At 58.1% G+C, this 14,047-nt stretch carries 15 protein-coding genes; 6 read left to right on the top strand and 9 right to left on the bottom strand.

What is annotated here, in order from left to right; all coding sequences use genetic code 11:
* Window positions 1–30: 30 nt before the first annotated feature.
* On the bottom strand, window positions 31–2,274 hold the full coding sequence (gene ptsP, locus GOX73_RS12065; protein ID WP_171125639.1) for a phosphoenolpyruvate--protein phosphotransferase: 2,244 nt from the start codon (window positions 2,272–2,274) through the stop codon (window positions 31–33).
* A gap of 47 nt (window positions 2,275–2,321) precedes the next feature.
* A complete protein-coding gene (locus GOX73_RS12060) occupies window positions 2,322–3,560 on the bottom strand; it encodes an aspartate kinase (RefSeq protein ID WP_171121891.1) in 1,239 nt (412 codons plus the stop codon).
* Between the two features lie 165 nt (window positions 3,561–3,725).
* Here GOX73_RS12060 and GOX73_RS12055 point away from each other — a divergent pair, with 165 nt between their 5' ends.
* Window positions 3,726–4,079: a hypothetical protein gene (locus tag GOX73_RS12055; protein WP_171121890.1), complete on the top strand. Its 354-nt coding sequence runs from the start codon at window positions 3,726–3,728 to the stop codon at window positions 4,077–4,079.
* On the opposite strand, the gene GOX73_RS12050 is transcribed toward GOX73_RS12055, so the two are convergent.
* The 5 genes from GOX73_RS12050 to GOX73_RS12030 form a co-directional block, all read right to left on the bottom strand.
* Window positions 4,076–4,714 carry an SDR family NAD(P)-dependent oxidoreductase gene (locus tag GOX73_RS12050; RefSeq protein WP_171125642.1) on the bottom strand — a complete coding sequence of 213 codons (639 nt, stop codon included), beginning with the start codon at window positions 4,712–4,714 and terminating at the stop codon, window positions 4,076–4,078. The genes GOX73_RS12055 and GOX73_RS12050 overlap by 4 nt on opposite strands.
* A 2-nt stretch (window positions 4,715–4,716) precedes the next feature.
* The gene (locus GOX73_RS12045) at window positions 4,717–5,172 is read right to left on the bottom strand and encodes a DUF1178 family protein (protein ID WP_171121888.1); all 456 of its coding nucleotides are present in this window, start codon (window positions 5,170–5,172) and stop codon (window positions 4,717–4,719) included.
* A gap of 71 nt (window positions 5,173–5,243) precedes the next feature.
* Window positions 5,244–5,708 carry an NUDIX hydrolase gene (locus GOX73_RS12040; RefSeq protein ID WP_171125644.1) on the bottom strand — a complete coding sequence of 155 codons (465 nt, stop codon included), beginning with the start codon at window positions 5,706–5,708 and terminating at the stop codon, window positions 5,244–5,246.
* A 121-nt stretch (window positions 5,709–5,829) separates the two neighbouring features.
* On the bottom strand, window positions 5,830–6,573 hold the full coding sequence (locus GOX73_RS12035; protein ID WP_171125646.1) for an EcsC family protein: 744 nt from the start codon (window positions 6,571–6,573) through the stop codon (window positions 5,830–5,832).
* Window positions 6,574–6,626: 53 nt separating this feature from the next.
* Window positions 6,627–7,121 (bottom strand): GNAT family N-acetyltransferase, encoded by a 495-nt coding sequence (locus GOX73_RS12030; protein ID WP_171125648.1) that lies wholly within the window; start codon window positions 7,119–7,121, stop codon window positions 6,627–6,629.
* 72 nt (window positions 7,122–7,193) lie between these two features.
* Here GOX73_RS12030 and GOX73_RS12025 point away from each other — a divergent pair, with 72 nt between their 5' ends.
* Complete coding sequence (locus GOX73_RS12025) at window positions 7,194–7,799, top strand: flavin reductase family protein (protein WP_171125650.1); 606 nt, start codon at window positions 7,194–7,196, stop codon at window positions 7,797–7,799.
* A 139-nt stretch (window positions 7,800–7,938) separates the two neighbouring features.
* Here the strand turns inward: GOX73_RS12025 and GOX73_RS12020 are convergent, their stop codons facing one another.
* Window positions 7,939–9,573: a SulP family inorganic anion transporter gene (locus tag GOX73_RS12020; RefSeq protein ID WP_171125652.1), complete on the bottom strand. Its 1,635-nt coding sequence runs from the start codon at window positions 9,571–9,573 to the stop codon at window positions 7,939–7,941.
* Window positions 9,574–9,740: 167 nt separating this feature from the next.
* Here GOX73_RS12020 and GOX73_RS12015 point away from each other — a divergent pair, with 167 nt between their 5' ends.
* Window positions 9,741–10,301 (top strand): hypothetical protein, encoded by a 561-nt coding sequence (locus tag GOX73_RS12015; RefSeq protein WP_171121882.1) that lies wholly within the window; start codon window positions 9,741–9,743, stop codon window positions 10,299–10,301.
* Between the two features lie 72 nt (window positions 10,302–10,373).
* Complete coding sequence (locus GOX73_RS12010) at window positions 10,374–11,246, top strand: S-methyl-5'-thioadenosine phosphorylase (RefSeq protein ID WP_171125654.1); 873 nt, start codon at window positions 10,374–10,376, stop codon at window positions 11,244–11,246.
* Between the two features lie 3 nt (window positions 11,247–11,249).
* Here the strand turns inward: GOX73_RS12010 and GOX73_RS12005 are convergent, their stop codons facing one another.
* Window positions 11,250–12,107 carry an alpha/beta hydrolase gene (locus GOX73_RS12005; protein WP_171125656.1) on the bottom strand — a complete coding sequence of 286 codons (858 nt, stop codon included), beginning with the start codon at window positions 12,105–12,107 and terminating at the stop codon, window positions 11,250–11,252.
* Between the two features lie 237 nt (window positions 12,108–12,344).
* Between GOX73_RS12005 and GOX73_RS12000 the strand changes: the two genes are divergently transcribed.
* Both GOX73_RS12000 and GOX73_RS11995 read left to right on the top strand, forming a co-directional pair.
* Entirely contained in the window at window positions 12,345–13,361 is a 1,017-nt protein-coding gene (locus tag GOX73_RS12000; RefSeq protein ID WP_171125658.1) for a DUF418 domain-containing protein, read from the top strand.
* 52 nt (window positions 13,362–13,413) lie between these two features.
* Entirely contained in the window at window positions 13,414–14,043 is a 630-nt protein-coding gene (locus GOX73_RS11995; RefSeq protein WP_171125660.1) for a LysE family translocator, read from the top strand.
* Window positions 14,044–14,047 lie beyond the last annotated feature (4 nt).

Here is a 14,047-nt window from a genome sequence, read left to right as displayed (position 1 = left end):
TTGAAAAAAATTTCAAAATCTACGACTCGGTCACCCTTGGTTTCGCAGCCACTCCATCACAGCCGGACGAACGGATTGCTCACCCCGGTGACGCGCATCGGCAATGATCTTCCGCAGCGATTGCAAGTCGGCGCGCAACAACACGCTTTTGACAGGCCCGATCGAGGCAGGCCGCATTGACAACGAACGGATACCCATGGCTGCCAGACACAACGCCTCAACCGGGCGGCCCGCGTCTTCGCCACAAAAACTCAGCGGTGTATTCGATATGTTGCAGCGCTCGACAATACGTTCGATGAAACTGAGGAAGCTTACATTCAACGTATCATACCTGCGGCGCACCAGTTCATTTTCTCGGTCAGCCGCGAAAAAGAACTGCTTCAGATCGTTTCCCCCAATCGAGACAAAATCCACCTCATCATAAAATTTTTGAGGGGCAAAGCCCAAGGACGGGGTCTCAAGCATTGCGCCAACTTCTATTCTTTCGGGCAGGACATGCCCCAGCCGCTTTTCGCGTTCGATGGTCTTGTTGACCTCCCAACGCGCCTCGCGAAACTCATCCGCCTGCGCCACAAACGGGAACATCAGTGTCAGGGGGCGCCCGTTCGCTGCGCGCATCAGGGCCTGTAACTGCATCCGCATTACGCCGCGCTTGTCCAGACCAACCCGGATCGCACGCCACCCCAATGCAGGATTGGGTTCTTCTACGTGTTTCATGTAGGGCAGAACCTTGTCCGAGCCGATATCCAGCGTTCGGAACACCACTCGTTTTTCCCCGGCCGCGTCCAGAACGCGCTGATACTGGGTCACAAGTTCCGACCGCTTTGGCATCTGGTTTCTGATCAGGAACTGCAACTCGGTCCGGAACAGGCCCACGCCCTCAGCTCCGGAATTGTCCAGCGAAGGCAGGTCCGCCATAAGACCGGCATTCATCACGAGATTTATGCGCTCACCATCCCGAGTGACCGTCGGAGTATCCCTGATCGAGGCATATCGCTCCTGCGCCTTTGCCTGCATCGCAATCTTGTCACGAAACGCACTGACGACCGTGTCTTCGGGCCGCAATTGAACGGTGCCCTGATCCCCATCCACAAGAATATGGTCACCGTTCAGCGCCTCGGTCGTGATCCGGCCGACATGCACCACCAAGGGAATAGCCAGCGCGCGGGCAACAATCGTCGCGTGGCTGCCGACTGATCCTTCCTCCAGCACGATCCCCTTCAGAGATCGGCCATATTCCAACAGATCGCCGGGGCCGATGTTACGGGCAATCAGGATCGGATCAGGTGGCAGGTCCGCCCCGTTGGTGTTGCCCTGCCCAGTCAGAATACGCAGCAAGCGGTTGCTGAGGTCGTCCAGATCGGCGAGCCTCTCGCGCAGATAAGGGTCGGTAACCTGCCCCATCCGCGCACGCGCTTGTGACTGTTCCTTTTCAACCGCAGCTTCGGCACTCAGGCCACGGGCAATGTCCTCTTCCATCCTGCGCATCCAGCCCTTGGAGTTCGCAAACATCCGGTAGGCTTCCAGCACTTGTAACTGCTCGGTGTCGCCGTCCTTGGAAATCTCAAGCATTTTGTCGACGCCCACGCGCAGTTCCTCGACCGCTTCGGCCAAACGCTCACGCTCGCGATGGGGGTCTTCGGCGATGGGGTTGGTAACCACCACGCGCGGCTCGTGCAGCCAGACATGCCCTTCGGCGGAACCTTCCTGCGCCGGACCACCGGTTAGCTGCACAGATTGTTGGTGGCGGGGCGACAGGGCGGCGCCCTCACCCACGAACGCGCCCAGCTCGGTCATTTCGGCCAGAACCATGGCGACCACTTCCAACGCGTAAACCTCATCCGCCGAGTATTCGCGCGCATCGCGGGATTGCACGACCAGAACGCCCAGCTTTTCACCCAGACGCTGAATGGGTACCCCCAGGAAAGACGAAAACCGTTCTTCGCCCGTTTCGGGCATGTAACGGAAACCCTTGGCAGCAGGCGCATCCGGTGTGTTCACGATCTTGCCGTACTTCGCGACGCGCCCCACAAGCCCCTCACCCATGCGCATACGGGTCTTGTGAACCGCCTCGGGCGACAGACCTTCGGTCGCGCAGAGTTCAAGCGTATCCTCATCCCGGAACAGGTAAATCGAGCACACCTCGGCCCGGATACTGTCAGCGATCAGATGAGTGATCCGGTCAAGACGTTCCTGACCGGCGGCTTCGTTCGCCATCTCTTCGCGCAGCCGCCCCAGCAGCTTGCGGGATTCTGTTTCAGTGCCGTCCGCCATGGCCCACCCAAATTAGTGCGTCAGGCGAGACCCTTGGCAGAAAATGCTCAGGCCGCCTTGTCCAGTTCAAAGGCATCATGCAGTGCCTGAACCGCAAGTTCCATGTATTTCCTGTCCACAAGGACGGAAATTTTAATCTCAGAGGTTGTGATGACCTTAATGTTGATCCCCTCATCCGAGAGTATCTTGAACATTTTTGCCGCCACGCCGGATTGCGACCGCATCCCGATCCCCACGACCGAGACCTTGCAGACGTCTTCATCCGCGACCAGTTCGGTGTAGTTCAACTCGCCCGCGTCCTTAATCGCCAGCAATGCTTTTTCCGCCCGCGCCACCTGATCGGTCGGGCAGGAAAAGGTCATGTCCGTGCGCCCCTCATCAGAGATGTTCTGCACGATCATGTCCACGTTCACGCCTTCATCGCTGAGCGCGGTAAAGATGATCGAGGCGATGCCGGGGCGGTCGGCCACGGACACGACAGTCATCTTGGCTTCGTCACGGGAATAGGCAACACCGGCCACAACATTGGATTCCATGATATCCTCCTCATCGACGACCAGTGTACCGGCCTCGTCGGATTGTTCTTCGAAACTAGAAAGAACGCGCAGTTTCACCTTATAGCGCATCGCCAGTTCCACCGAACGGGTCTGCAAAACCTTGGCCCCCAGCGAGGCCAGTTCGAGCATTTCCTCGAACGAGATTCGATCCAGCTTGCGCGCTTTTTCACAAATGCGCGGGTCGGTGGTATAGACGCCATCCACATCGGTGTAGATATCGCAACGCTCGGCCCCAAATGCTGCGGCAAAGGCCACAGCCGTAGTGTCCGACCCACCACGGCCCAGCGTGGTGATACGCCCTTCGGGGCTGATACCCTGGAACCCGGCGACGACGGCGACTTTCATACCCTCGTCGAATTTCTGGGTCAGGTTCTCGGTCGGGATTTCCTCGATCCGGGCCTGACTGTGGGCGCTGGTCGTCATCAGCGGAACCTGCCAGCCCTGCCAGCTGCGCGCCGGAATATCCATTTCCTGCAACGTCAGAGCCATCAAACCTGCGGTGACGTTTTCGCCCGAAGACACAACCGCATCATATTCGCGTGCATCAAACAGCGGAGATGTTTCGTTCACCCAGCCAACCAACTCGTTGGTTTTGCCTGACATGGCCGACACGATGACAATCACATCATATCCCTTGGCCACTTCAACGCCGATGCGTTTCGCCGCGCGGCGAATGCGGTCCAGATTGGCGACCGACGTGCCGCCGAATTTCATCACGAGTACGGGCATGGGGGCTAGTGTCTCCGCGCCTTGGAATTCAGGTTTCGTGCGTCTTATGTCAGGGGGGCCCCAAGGGCAAGTGTTCAAAACCGTTTAGGTCCTTGCGCTCGATCGCTTTACATCGGATCACGGGGGTGTCAGCTTGCCAACATCAGATTTACCAAGGGGTTCCCCATGCCACGTTTCGTCTTCGCTTTAGCTGTCCTTGCAACGCCCGCGCTAGCACAGGAAACCACCCTGGCCGGAACCGACGGCAAGAACTCTTTGGGCACCATCCCTTGCGCGACCATTGCAGGCGACGCCCTGCGTAGCTGCAACGCCGAGCTTAGGCGCCGTGACGATGGCGGTGCAACGCTGGCCGTAGGCATGGGCAATGGCGAGGTGCGCAACATCTATTTCACGGATGGCATCCCGGATTCGACCAATTCAACCGCCAAGCTCAGCTATGAAACGCGGGGCGACATCATGGTCATTTTTGTTGAGCCGGGAGAGGTGTACGAACTCCCCAAAGCCGCTTTGAATAATTAGTAATCGTGCGGCTGTCCGTCATAGGTCTCAAAACATCCCGAAGTATCCAGAGACAGGGCTGCAAAACGGTCAACCAGACCATCCGCAGCCTCATCTACCGTGATCGCAGCCGCAGCACCGCCCATATCCGTCTGTACCCAGCCCGGATGATATATACCCACAGCAATCCCTTCGCCGCGCAGGTCTGCGGCAAGGTTACGCCCCAGATTGAGCGCGGCCGCTTTCGACGCGCGATAGATATAGCTACCTCCCGGTGCTCGCGTATGTGATGCCATTTGCGAGGACAGGATCGCGATTTTGCCTTGCGATGCGCGAAGATTGGGCAGCAAAGACTGAACGGTCAGGAAAACACCGGTCACATTCGCCGCAAATGTCTGCGCCCACATCTCGGCGGGATAACCATCAATGCGTTCCGCCTTGTCCAGATACACTCCGGCATTGCAGATCAAAAGGTCAACAGGCTGATCGCCCAATTGCGCAGCCATATCCGCATGGTGACCGGTGTCGGTCACATCCAGCACCACCTCGGCGCTGCCATCCCGAGCGGTTCCTGTCACGTCATGGCCCTGCGCCCGATACCGGTCGGCAAGTGTCTTTCCGATGCCCCGGTTGGCTCCGGTAATCACGATATGCATGATCAGTTCGTCTTTCGGCTGGGCATGAAAGGAAGCGGTGCGACCGGCACCCCATCTTCGATCAGGGCTTTGGCCTCTTCCGGCTTCGCCTCGCCATAGATCGACCTCTCTGGTGCGTCGCCCAGATGCATTTTCCGGGCTTCGCTTGCAAAGTCCTTGCCGACATAGTCCGAATTTTCTTCGACCTTGCGCCGCAACTCGCTCAGAGCCTGCTCGACCTCCGGGGTCGGGCTGGTCATGTTCACGGCGTCTTCGGATGGGGCCGCCGTTTCGGTCCGTGCCTCAACACTGCGGGCAGAACGAACGCGCGGGGTCATGATCGCCTTCTCAACCTGCGCATCGCCGCAAACAGCACAGGTCACCATACCGGCGGCTGCCAACTTGTCGTAAGCTGTGGCCGACTGAAACCAACTATCAAAGGAGTGTCCCTTGCTGCACTTCAACGCGTATTGAATCATGATCCATCCAAAGTTCGATTGCAAAATAGATACTGACCCGCAAGCCAATAGCAAGGGTCGTTAAACCCGCGTCAGTGTGCAAACAGGGCTACCTTGCGTAACAATTGGGCAAGATCAGGTGAACGAACCCGACTGGCAGCCTTTTGCGGCGATAGCCACGCGCGCTGACGCTCATGGCATTCAGGATAAAACGCCGCCGTGGAACGGACCAAAAGCGGAAACACGTCCACCACACATAACACCGGCCCTTTCCTGCGCCGGTTTTTGTAATAGAAGAAATTTCCGATCACGTCGGGCGTGCAGTCGCCGATTGCCCCCGCCTCTTCCCACGCTTCCTGTCGCGCTGTGGCTGACGGCGATAATCCATCAATCAGCCCACCCTTGGGTATGATCCAACGGCCTGACTTGCGCGTTGTCACAAGCAGGACCTCAGGGCCGTTTTCCAGAACACGATAGCACAAGGCAGCCGACTGCCTTTTGACCGGACCATGTCCGGTGAGTTGTTGATTTTGCTTCCAAAGCCTGTGCTCGATCACGCTTTGCCGCCCGTCGTCTGCCTCCGTCTCCGCAAGCCCCTTTGCGCTTTGACGCTTATTTGGTGGGACTTGGCAACAACCCTACCACATGAAGTGTTTTATTTCAAGTACTTACGGGAAATTACATACGAGCCGCCAGCTTTCGGAGCAGATCATCATGCGGAATGTCGGCATCCAGCGCCAAACGCCGCAAGCCAAAATGAACACGCGCAATCTGTTGGTAATACCGGGTGTAGACAAAATTTGTCCCTCCCCCCGCAATCGCCCCCAGAACAGGAACAGACTGCGCTGCCAACTTCTGTCCCAAGACAACGGACAATTTTGGCGCAACAGCAGCGATCAACCGCTGCATCGCGGGTCCCGTCAGGGTCAGCCGTACCGAGAAAAAACCAAGATCCGCGCCATCGTCAAAAGACAGCGGACCAGCAGCGGACAATACGCGGACACAGTCGAATTTCACGCCATCCTCCGAAGGATTAAAACCCTCTTGCGCTGCGGCACCCTGAATGGCCCGCAATAACATGGTGGTTGTCGCTGGCAGTTCCATCAATGCGGTTGAAACGCCGCCAATCCCTCCAGCCGCACCCATCGCCGTTGTCAGCGCCGTGTTGACCCAAGGCCGCTGATCCGGCACAGCCCGACGAGAGCTTTCCGCCGCATGCATCGCCATCCAAAGCGCCTGCTCAGTTGCCCCTGTCAAACCTTGCCTGACGGACGCAGGCAATTGTTCCAACAGGGATTCAGCCGATCCCCCGAGGCTGTTCAACAACTTGATACCTGGCCCACCGGCAGACTTGTAGTAGCGGGCCAAGCGGTCAAGTTCGGCTTCTGCATCCAGTTTTTCGACAAGAACCACGTCCTGCATACGTTCCCTCCTGCCCTAAAAACATTGGAATTTAGCTTTGCAAATTCAATAGCTCAGCGCGTCCAACGTGTAACAGGACCGCTCACGCCACGCCAAACGCCCGGTTCCAACTCTGCACCCAATACACGGTCAGGGTTGGTAGGGGGCGGCATTTCCACCCCATTCAGACGCGAGAATCCAAAGCGCGCGTAATATGGGGCATCTCCGACCAACATAACCCTCTGCCAGCCCTTGTCGCGCCCGGCCTGCAACCCTTCGTGGATCAGAAAACCGCCAAGGCCCTCTCCCTGATGGGTCGGGTGAACTGCGACGGGGCCCAACAGCAATGCGTCGTGACTTCCCACATGCACGGGCCAGAACCGGATCGCGCCCGCCAGAATACCCTGCGCGTCGCGTGCCACCAAGGAAAGTCCCGAAACCGGCGGGACGTCATCGCGCAGCCGATAAGACGACAGCGCCTCGCGGCCAGGCGCAAAGCACAGGTCATAAAGCGCCTCGACCTCCCACCAATCGTCCGGCTCTTCCGGCCTGATCCCGAATTGCTGCACGCCTGCCCTCTTTTCCTTGCTGGAATTTGGCCTAACACTTCGTTACGCCTTGGGCAAATGCTTGGAGACCACATGTTCTATCGCCCCGAAGACGGCCACGGCCTGCCACATAACCCCTTCAATGCCATCATAACCCCGCGGCCCATCGGATGGATTTCTTCGCGAGACGTCGACGGGATAAACAACCTTGCGCCCTACTCGTTCTTTAACGGGGTTGCCTACACGCCCCCGCAGGTGATGTTCGCAACAACGGGCACAAAACATGATCAGGATGGTGGAAAAGACAGCGTCGCGAATATCGAGGCTACAGGGTTCTTCTGCGTCAATGTGGTTGCTCATGCACACAAAGACGCAATGAACGCCAGCTCAGCCGGGCTCGCGAAACACGTTGACGAATTCGAGCACGCAGGACTTACACCGATAGAGTGCGAAACGATCCATTGCGCCCGTGTTGCGGACGCGCCTGCGGCGTTGGAATGCAAGCTCACCCAAATCGTGACGCTCCCCGGCGAGGCAAATCGCGTTGTGTTCGGAGAAGTTACCGGAATCCACCTGCGCGACGATTGTCTGAAAGACGGACTGTTCGATGTCACATCCTTCCAACCCCTGGCCCGGCTGGGGTATCGCGACTATTCGGTGGTCACCGACCTTTTCTCGCTGAATCGACCAGATGACTGAACGCGCAACAAGGGGGCTCTGCCCCCGCCGCCCTTGCAGGGCGACTCCCCCGGGATATTTCTAGCCAGATGAAACGGGGGATCCGTACTTCATCTGGCCCCAAATATCCCGGAGCGCAAGGCAGAGCCTCGCAGAAGACTCAGTGACCGCCCAGAATTCCAGTTCGGACAGAATAGTCCACTGCGATTTCGTAATCCGGGTCATCGTCGCTATCGACCATCAGGTGACCTGCCTTGTTCAGCAGTTTGTGACAGTCGCGGCTGAGATGGCGCAGCATCACGCGCTTGCCGGCTGCCTCGTATTTGGCTGCGATGTTCTCGATGGCCTGCAACGCCGACTGGTCAACGACACGGCTTTCGGCAAAATCTACAATTACCGTTTCCGGGTCATTTGGAACATCGAACAGTTCGACGAACCCATCGGAAGACCCGAAGAAAAGCGGGCCCTGGATTTCATAGACCTTTGCACCTTTTTCGGTTTCGGATTCACGGGTGATAGCATGAATGCGCTTTGCGTTGTTCCAAGCGTAGGCCAGAGCCGAAACAATGACGCCGACGACAACAGCCACGGCTAGGTCTTCCATAACCGTAACAACAGTGACCAGAACGATGACGAATGCGTCCATCAGCGGCACCTTGCGCATGATATTGAACGAGTTCCAAGCGAAGGTACCGATCACAACCATGAACATCACACCTACCAGAGCCGCAAGCGGGATCTGCTCAATCAGGGGTGAGGCGAACAGGATGAAGACCAACAGGAACAAGGCCGCAGCGACCCCGGCGATACGTGTGCGGCCACCAGATTTCACGTTGATCATCGACTGGCCAATCATCGCGCAGCCGCCCATGCCGCCAAAGAACCCGGTGGCGACGTTCGCGACGCCCTGAGCGATACACTCCTGCGATGCACCGCCACGTTTTCCGGTGATTTCACCGACAAGGTTCAGGGTCAGCAGGGATTCGATCAGGCCAATGGCCGCAAGAATGACAGCATAGGGCAGAATGATTTCAAATGTTTCCCAGTTCAGCGGGACCATCGGAATGTGGAAGGGCGGCAGACCTCCCTCAATCGACGCCAAATCCCCGACGCGCGGAACGTCCAGACCAAAACCGATCACCAGAGCGGCCACCACGACAATCCCCGCCAAGGGTGCGGGAACGACGCGGGTAATGCGTGGCATGATCCAGATCACCGCCATGGTCAGCGCCACAAGCCCCAACATGGTATAGAGTTGGAGGCCCGAGAGCCACTCTCCGCCGCCAACGCCATGGCCGGTGTTCTCCATTGTACCGGGCACTTTGAACTGGCCCAACTGCGCCAGAAAGATGACAATTGCCAGACCATTCACAAAGCCCAGCATGACCGGGTGCGGGACCAGTCGGATAAACCGGCCCCAGTGCATAGCCCCGGCAATCATTTGCAGAATGCCCATCAAGACCACCGTCGCGAACAGGTATTCCACCCCATGTTCAGCCACCAGCGCCACCATCACAACGGCCAAAGCACCAGTCGCACCTGAAATCATACCGGGTCGGCCACCGATCAGCGCCGTGATCAGGCCCACCATGAAGGCCGCGTAAAGCCCCACCAGCGGGTGCACGCCGGCGACAAACGCGAATGCCACCGCCTCGGGAACCAAAGCCAACGCGACCGTAAGGCCGGACAACAGCTCAATCCGCAACCGCGAGACCGTTAGACCCTCGTCCGGCACCCAACGCAGGTCGGGTTTGGCAATTCGAGAGGCAAAGCTTGCCAGCATAGCTCGGGGCATTGGTTGGTCCTGTCGGTCTGATCTATTCGCGCGAAAGGGGTCTTCTACCCGGCATTGCCCCGCAAAGCCACCGCGTCCAGTGGGAGGCTGGTATGCGCCAGGCGCATATCAGGTATCTCGCAAAGTCGTGAATTGAACAGTTGAACCACCGCAGGCACCTATGCGGCATGCGATGGTTGATCCTTTTCCTACTGGCCCCGATCACTGTGCTTGCACAAGACCTGCAGGGCAATGACACTGCCAGCAATTGGCGTGTGACGCATTTCGAATCCCACGGCGTTTGGAACTCGATCTGCGATGAACGCGAAGAATACGGTGCCTTGAAACAGCGGTGCTACATCCGGCGCGCCGAGGTCTTTTCCTATCGCCCAAATTTCGGGGCGCAGTACATATTCATCACACCGGCCCCCGACGGCGTGGAAATCGAGTTTGGTATTGAACCGGGTACGCTGTTCTCGCCCTCGGGCTTTCGCATTGATCGAGAACAGGGCGTTGCTTGGCGTACGCGCAGGCCGGGCTGCCTGACTGGGCTTGGCTGCACGTTCAAAGGGCCGCGCGCAGATGAAATCGTTCAGGCGATGCTGGAGGGCGATGAATATCGCTTTGTTTTCCGCGACCGGCACGGGCAGGCGCAGGACCTGACTTGGCCGTTGCAAGAATTCGACGCAGCCTGGCAGGATTTTCAACAGCAGGCGCAAGCTCGTAACCTGTTGACGTCACAGCATTAGGCATTCCCTCTTGTCAATCAGAACGACACAGCCCACAAATCCGGATGCAGCCACCTCAACCGGAGAATTCACGTGACCCAAACCAAGATTGCAGTCATTGGCGGATCAGGCATCTACGACATCGTCGGGCTGGAGAACGCCGAATGGGTCACCGTTGAAACCCCTTGGGGTGACCCTTCAGATCAAATCCTGACTGGATCGTTGGGTGGCGTGGGCATGGCATTTCTGCCCCGTCACGGGCGGGGTCACGTTCATTCGCCAACCGATGTGCCTTATCGCGCCAATATCGACGCGCTGAAACGTCTGGGCGTGACGGATGTGATCTCGGTATCTGCGTGCGGGTCGTTCCGCGAACATATGGCACCGGGTGACTTTGTGATCGTCGATCAGTTCATTGATCGGACCTTTGCACGGGAAAAAAGCTTCTTCAGTTCGGGTTGCGTCGCCCATGTCAGTGTCGCCCACCCGACCTGCCCGCGCCTGTCGGATGCGTGTGAAACAGCAGGCAAAGCCGTTGGTATCAATATCCATCGCGGCGGAACCTATCTGGCCATGGAGGGACCGCAATTCTCGACCCTGGCAGAATCCAAGATGTATCGGGAACAGTGGGGCTGCGATGTGATCGGCATGACCAACATGCCCGAAGCCAAACTCGCGCGCGAGGCCGAGCTTTGTTATGCATCAATCGCGATGGTCACTGACTATGATAGTTGGCACCCCGACCATGGTGAGGTCGACGTGACATCAATTATCGCAACGCTGACAGGCAATGCCGAGAAAGGCCGCGCGTTGGTCAAAGGTCTGCCGAACCTGCTGGGGGCCCAGCGCGCACCATGTCCGCACGGATGTGACCGGGCACTGGAATACGCCATCCTAACTGCGCCTGACAAACGCGACCCGGCGTTGCTTGCCAAGTTGGATGCTGTTGCCGGGCGCGTGCTCTGACGCTTATTGCGCCAGCGTTTGCTGAACTTCATCCCACAGCCCGTGGGACCACAGGTCGTTATGGCTGCCCTCCGGGATAACGTGAAGCTGCGCGGTGTCGCCTGCCATGTCAGCCAGTGCCTGACCGTGATGCAACGGAACCGTTTCATCTTCGGTTCCGTGAAAGATCAGGGTGGGCACGGTAACGCGGTCGATTAAGTCTTGGGTCGCGAACTGATCTTTCATCAAAAGAGAAACCGGAAGGAACGGATACCGTTCTGCGGCCACGTCGACAGTTGCAGTAAATGGTGCCTCCAACACCAAGAGTTGCGCATTGGGACGCTGTTCCGCCACGGCTGCGGCAACACCCGTGCCAAGGCTTTGGCCATGCAGCACGACATCCGCGCCCTCGCCCGCCAATTTGTCGTACATCTGGATTGCGTCCGCTATCAGCGCAGGCTCGGATGGTTCGCCCTCGCTGCCGGGATAGCCGCGATAGCTGGGGGCGAACAGACCAAAGCCGCTATTGAGAATCTCGCGCATGCGATCCGCACGATCCCCCAGATTTCCGGTTTGGCCATGAAATAACAGGACTGTCGGTGCACCTTCTGTTGCCGGAGGCGCGCTCCACGCTGTCAGGACTGCGCCGTCTGCCATCGGGAGTGAGATCACATCCACATCGGCCAGACCGACTGCGCGGGGCTCTGGCAGGTCTCCGTCCGGCTTGAACAGCAGAGATTGCTGGTTGAGGTACATATACCCAACGATGCCAGCGTAGACCGCTGCACCAAGGACGACCGCCAAAATCAGAACGCTCTTGAATACTGCGGACCTTCCCTCGCGCTTGAACACAGTCGCGGTATCGTTGTGCGTGTCGGTCATTGCTCTCCTCCCGGTTAGGTGCCGGATGATCTGAGTTTGGGGGAGCTGCCGCTCGTTTCAAGGTTCAGGCGCACGGCTTAATACAATCTTTAAATTGTTACCGATACGCCAGACGCCCGGCCAATTCGCAGTCAACCGTTGAAACTGCGTAGCTGACCTCCCGATTTGTTTACTGACCGCAGCCCCAGTTGCGCCACAAAGTTGCGACAAGCAGGGGCAGTTGAGGCAAGGACAGACATGAAACGACTTGAGGCATTAGACGCCGCTCGCTTTCTGGCATTTTGCGGCATGGTTTTGGTAAACTTCCGTATCGCCGCGCAGGTGGCGCGCAGCAATGACTGGGCAGCCGCCTTTGTCGATGCGCTGGAAGGGCGCGCGGCTGCGCTGTTCGTCATTCTGGCCGGGGTGGGCGTGGGTCTGTCCAGCGTCGCGGCTTCTGTCCTGTTGCGGCGCGCAGCATTTCTGTTTGTGCTGGGCCTGATCAACATGACCGTGTTCGATGCCGATATACTGCATTTTTATGCGCTGTATTTCGTGGTGGGCGCTGCGTTTCTGACCTCGACAACACGCGGCCTATGGGTGGGCGCGCTTGTAATCGTCGGTCTGGCAATCGCGGCGAACCTTGTATTCGACTATGATCGCGGGTGGGATTGGGCCACGCTGACATATACAGACCTTTGGACAATGCCGGCGTTCATGCGCAACACGCTGTTCAACGGCTGGCACCCCGTTCTTCCTTGGGCCGCGTTCCTTTTGATTGGAATGGCGATCGGTCGGTCAGAGCTAAACACAATCTGCATTCAGCATCGTCTGATCATGTGGGGGTTTGGTGCGGCAGTACTGGCTGCATTCCCTCAGATTCTGGTGTCTGACCCCGAACTTGCGACCTATCTGGGGACTGAGTCCATTCCGCCGGGGCCGTTCTACATCCTCGCGGGAAGTGGCACATCCTGCATGGCAATCGGGTTACTTTTGAAACTTTGGCCACAGATTGAAAAATCCGGTCTCGCCCCTGCCCTCACCGCGCCCGGACGGATGAGCCTGACGCTGTATATGGCGCATATCCTGATCGGAATGGGCATTCTAGAGGCCGCCGGATTTCTGAACGGTTCGCTATCCGCGCTGCAAGTCGTAACTTATGCGGTTGGGTTTTGCGCCGTTTCATCGGTTTTTGCAGTGATATGGACGCGCAGATTCGAACGCGGCCCGCTTGAAGCGCTGATGCGCCGTGCTACCGAGCGTCGCCGGGCTTGACCTTCGCGCTTGGGCAAGGCTTGGTGTCACGACTGTCCCGAAAGGAACCCTCATGTCCCTAGAGCTTTGGCTGGCGTTTGTCGCTGCATCAACAGCACTGTTGCTGATCCCTGGACCGACTGTTCTGCTGGTTCTCAGCTACGCTTTGTCAAAAGGTCGAAGCGTCGCCGTTGCATCGGCCACTGGTGTGGCGCTGGGGGATCTTGTGGCAATGACGGCCTCGTTGCTTGGACTGGGCGCGCTGGTTCTGGCCTCAGCTACACTATTTTCTGTTCTGAAATGGGTTGGCGCGGCGTATCTGGTTTGGCTGGGGATAAAACTGCTGCGCAGCGCCCCGTCTGGCGGGCTGGAAACCGTGGAATCTGGGCGGGATGTCACGGCGCGCAGCGTGTTTGGCCATGCCGCCGCCGTCACCGCCCTGAACCCCAAGTCCATCGCATTCTTTATTGCGTTCGTGCCGCAATTTCTGCGCCCGTCAGAGCCTTTGGGCCCTCAGTTCGCAATTCTGATCGCCACCTTCGTGGGCTTGGCCTGGCTCAACGCGCTGGCCTATGCGCTGTTGGCTGATCGGTTGCGCGTTATGATCGGACGCGCGGGCGTCATCACCACAATTACACGGTTCGGCGGATTGACCTTAATCGGTATGGGTGTGGCGACCGCGATATTACGACGCCCGGCCTGACCCG

It is taken from the genome of Ruegeria sp. HKCCD7221 (genome assembly GCF_013031225.1).
In the GTDB taxonomy this organism is placed as follows: Bacteria; Pseudomonadota; Alphaproteobacteria; order Rhodobacterales; family Rhodobacteraceae; genus Ruegeria.
The sequence above is the reverse complement of the archived record's forward strand: the minus strand, read 5'-3'. Positions and strand labels throughout refer to the sequence as shown.